The 4,411-nt window shown below is 57.5% G+C and carries 5 protein-coding genes and 1 pseudogene; all 6 read right to left on the bottom strand.

Annotated elements, in window-relative coordinates; genetic code table 11:
- A pseudogene (locus RT018_RS13520) lies at window positions 1-271 on the bottom strand (V-type ATP synthase subunit A); the annotation flags it as partial.
- A gap of 81 nt (window positions 272-352) precedes the next feature.
- Window positions 353-670: a V-type ATP synthase subunit F gene (locus tag RT018_RS13525; RefSeq protein ID WP_312942831.1), complete on the bottom strand. Its 318-nt coding sequence runs from the start codon at window positions 668-670 to the stop codon at window positions 353-355.
- Window positions 671-683: 13 nt separating this feature from the next.
- The gene (locus RT018_RS13530; protein WP_312942832.1) at window positions 684-1,679 is read right to left on the bottom strand and encodes a V-type ATPase subunit; all 996 of its coding nucleotides are present in this window, start codon (window positions 1,677-1,679) and stop codon (window positions 684-686) included.
- 27 nt (window positions 1,680-1,706) lie between these two features.
- Complete coding sequence (locus RT018_RS13535) at window positions 1,707-2,297, bottom strand: V-type ATP synthase subunit E family protein (RefSeq protein ID WP_312942833.1); 591 nt, start codon at window positions 2,295-2,297, stop codon at window positions 1,707-1,709.
- A 25-nt stretch (window positions 2,298-2,322) separates the two neighbouring features.
- On the bottom strand, window positions 2,323-2,847 hold the full coding sequence (locus RT018_RS13540) for a V-type ATP synthase subunit K (RefSeq protein WP_312942834.1): 525 nt from the start codon (window positions 2,845-2,847) through the stop codon (window positions 2,323-2,325).
- 15 nt (window positions 2,848-2,862) lie between these two features.
- Window positions 2,863-4,411 (bottom strand): V-type ATPase 116kDa subunit family protein (locus tag RT018_RS13545; protein ID WP_312942835.1); only part of this gene is annotated, 1,549 nt, incomplete at its 5' end.

Below are 4,411 nucleotides of genomic sequence, written 5' to 3' on the forward strand. Positions count from 1 at the left end.
CCAGCGGACGCTGGATTCCGTCGTAAATGCCCTCAATCATGCCGGGCCCCAGCTCCACGCTCATGGGTGCGCCGGTAGTCACCACCTCCGCGCCGGGGCCTAAGCCGGAGGTTTCCTCGTAGACCTGAATGGACGCGGAATCGCCCGTCATGGTCAGAATTTCGCCGATCAACCGCTGAGGGCCCACACGCACCACGTCGGACATATTGGCGTCCGAAAGGCCTGTGGCCACCACCAGCGGTCCGGATACTTTCACAACTTTACCGCTCAAACAGACAACCTTCTTTCAGGATAAATTCGCTCTCTGGACGAAAGACGCATTCTTGGCAGGAACACAGTCTCCTTCCCCGCGTCACAGAATATCGGCGCCGACCGCCCTTTCAATCGAGTTCTGGATGTTGCGCCTGCCGATGCCAAGGCTTCCACCCCGTCCGGGAATCAGGATGACGGCGGGGCGTAGCTCGTCCTTATACCGGTCCAGCACATCCGGCAGCTTTGCCGCCAACTGCTCCGTCAGGTAAATCACCGCACAGTCGGTTTTTGCCAGCTCGTGAATTTTTTTGCGGGCCTCTTCCGGCACGGAGAGTGGATAGGTTTCAAGCCCCAATGCCCGAAAACCCATGACGGATTCCCAGTCTCCCACCACCGCGATACGATAGGTCGTTGCCATTTTTACACACTCCTTACGTCCGCAGCCGCGCCCGGATAATTTCCGGGTCCAGCCCCGCGGCTCGGCCCATCAGAAGAATCCGGAGATTTGTATACTCCGTCTCCCGCGCGGCCAGATAGCCAATCAGCGGCGCTTCGCCAAACGCCACCATCTGTGCGCCAGCAAGATACCCGGACACCGCGTCGTCGCACAGCTTTTCAAATTTTGTCAGTCCTCCGCCCTTCAGCGCGTCAAAACCGGCCTTTGCAGCGGCTTCCAGCTCCGTACCCTCGTACAGGTCCTCAAGGCTTTCTCCACAGTCGTACGCAACCTCCAGCACCTCGCTCTCGTCCACGCTGCCTCCGGTAAAAAGCACGCCCTCCAAAAAGGCTCCGGTCTTACCCATGCGGATCGTCCGAACTAGCGCACGAAGGTTTGCCGCATCGATGGAGATGCGGACATAACCCAGAAGAAATTCGCTTCTGGTTTCCTTTGCTGTCTCCAGCTCATCCCGATATCTCCAGCGGTCCAGCGCCATGTCCCCCAGTTGGGGATCTCGGGTGGTGTCCAGAACTGCCTTCCCTTCGGCGATGGCAAAAGCCAGCAGGGGCGGAAGCTGATTGCCGTCCCCGCCGGTAATCGCTTCTTTCAGTTCCTCCGCAGGAACCCGACCCAGATCGGCCAGCATGTGGTCCGGGTCGATTCCCAGCGCCTGTGCCTTCAAAATGGCTTTGGCATTGTGGTAATCGTATTTCAGTTTGAAGATATCCAGATATCTTCTGTCTGGGGCGCTGTCCCCCAAATCCCGTAAAGTCTCTTCCCTTGCGGCCGTAATTGCCGCGTCCATAGCCTCCGGACTTTCAAGACTCATGTCGGGATATCCGTTTTCCTGAAGGAGCTTCACCACTTCTTCATCGCTGCGGGCGGAGAGGATTTGCTCCATTCTCTCACCCGTCAGCAGCCCCGTCTCCATGGCGCGGATGCGGGCGGATATCACCAGATAATCGGTGTCCTTGATTTTATTTGACAAGGTGTTTCCTCCCAGCTCGTTGATTCGTTACCCTTCCGGGAACAGGACCGCGGCGACCTCACCAGCCATCTCACCCTTTTGCAGGCGTACCAGCGTGTCAAAGGTGCAGTTGGCTTCCACACTGCCATCCACCAGAATGAAGCCGCCCTTCAGCGGTCTTGTTTCATCAGAGAGGGTCAGCTTTCCGTTCAGCCGCCGATTGGCCTCGTCCACCGCGGCCTGGCCGATTTTCTCACGGTCTGCGGGAGAAAACACGACTTCTCCCCCGCCTTCACCGGCGGCCCGGACAAGAAGGTCCGCAGCCACGGCAATGTACCGATCCTCCGGCATATCCCGAAGGGTCTTCAGCGCCAGATCAAAGGCGGCCTCCACCTGAGACTGCTTCGCAGCCAGCAGGTCCTTTCGGGCCTCCATCTGGGCAACGCTCACAAGGCGCTCCTCCCGTTCCGCAGCGGTCTTTTCATTCTTTGCAGCGGCCTCCGCCGCCTCACGGTCCGCCTGAGCACGATATTTTTCAGTGATTTTCTCCGTCTCGGCCTTCGCCTCCACCAGCACGCGGTCAATTTCCAACTGCGCCTCGGCGGCAATGCAATCCGTGATTTTTTCGATTCCGTTCATATCGACTCCCCTTTCTGTGGGGCCATCAGCTAATGTTGATCAGCATGAGCATGGAAGCCAGCAAGGACAAAATGGCATAGAATTCCACGGTGATGCACAGCACCATGCCCTTGGACCAGTCGTCCGGCTTCTTGGCAAGAATATTGATGGAGCCTGCGGCCACGCGGCCCTGTGCCATAGCAGAGAACAGTCCGCCCAGCGCCATGGGAAGGCAAGCCATAAAATACTGCATGCCCTGCGCCACCGTCAGAGCCGGAAGCACCCCGCTGAGCAGGCCCATGCGGAAAATGGCGAAGAACCACACCACCAGACCATACAAGCCCTGCGTACCGGGGATAACCTGAAGAATCATAACCTTACCAAACTTGCTGGGATCCTGGCAAAGCAGTCCTGTGCCCGCCTCGCCGGCAATGCCGGTGCCTTTTGCAGAGCCGATGCCCGAAAGAACGGCCGCCAGACCCGCGCCCAGCAGCGCCAGAGCCAGACCGCCAATGCTGCCCAAAAAGGTCAGGCTCTGCTGGAGTTCTACCATCTGTGCTAAATCACTCATTGTAAGTTTCCTCCCTTATTCTTTTACGATATCAACATATTTGGTTTTAATCTCCAAAGGCCGGAACCGCTTGCCTCCGTCCTCGTAGAACTTGTTGAAATACTCCAGACACTGGAGCCTCAGATCATGGACGTAGCAGCCCAGCAAGTTTAGCGCGAAGTTCAGGGCGTTGCCGGCCAGAGAGATGATGAGGAACACCACCACGTTGCCGGGGATGGCGCCCAAGGTGTTGAACACCTGCGCAATCACGCTGCCCGCCAGCATCAGCGCCATCAGACGGGAATAGGACAAAATATCTCCGAAATAGCCCGTGACATGGCTATAGAGCGAGCCGAACACGGCCGCCACCTTGCCAAAGCCTTTGGCGTTCCAGCCGGAACCAACCAGCACCATTACACCGCCGACAAGCAGCACAAGCTTGGTCACGCCCAGAGCGGCCAGCCCTCCACCGAGGAACACAATCCACCAAGTCACTTCTTCCCACAGGGCATCCATGATCTGCCCCCGCTTGAGTTTTTTGTAAAAGCTGATGGCCATGCCCACATTAATCTGAACAAAGCCCAGACACATAGAGCCAATCAGAATCATCAGCGTGTCGTCCAGCGGGGTAAACAGGGCGGGCAGGGTAAGCACAGTGCCGGGGCTGATAATTCCGACAAGCTGGGGCAAAAAGTCTCCGAAGAAGCCGCCTGTCAGTGCCCCCATGAGAAACACGCTGACGCCGCAAAGGCGCATCAGGCCGAAGAAATGCTCTGTGCCACCCTTTGGTTTGTACTTATTCAGCACAATCGATGAGGCCAGTAGCATCAAAAGGCCGTAACCCATATCCGCCATCATGATGCCATAAAACAAAATGAAAAATGGCGCCATCAACGGGTTGGGGTCCAGACTTCCGTACGCCGGGAGGGAATACATTTCCGTCACCATGTTCAGCGGCTTTGTCAGCCAGTTGTTCTTTAGCTGAACGGGAACTTCCGGGTACTCTTCCTTGCTGGGCTCGGAGGTCTCCCACGCGCAGCCACGCTTCTCCAGTAAGGATGCAAGCCTTTCCTCCGCATCCGCAGGAACCCAGCCTTCAAAAAAAACAATGGTCCCGTCTGTAAGGATGCGCTGGGCGTCCTCGTCCTGCGCCACCTCTGTATTCAAGCGGTCGGAGTGAAGGCGCAGCGCATCCCGCGCACCGCCGCAGGTGGCCAGCTCATTTGTGATGCGCTCCTGCTCGGCCCGAGCCTCCTCGACACAGCACGCAATCGACTCCAGATTTTTGGCCGGAGTCCCTATGTAATCCGGGAAGGTCACCACGCTGAAACCGGCATGGCGCAGAATTTCCATGACTGCCAGTTCATCCGTCCGGTGACAAATCAAGAACAAATACTGCTGCGTTTTGTCTGCTCCCACAGGATACAGCTCGGCGGCCAGTTCACCACCGGCAAGCTCTGCCCGCAAAGCCCCCACATCCGTGGCAGCGGGACACACCCCCATCCGAAAAATAACGTGGGCGGTATCCTGCGTCTCCAGTGAAAAATTCAGATCCTTCCACGGTGCTAGGGCCGCGGATTGAGAC

The organism is Oscillibacter sp. (assembly GCF_032060045.1).
Classification (GTDB): domain Bacteria; phylum Bacillota; class Clostridia; order Oscillospirales; family Oscillospiraceae; genus Oscillibacter.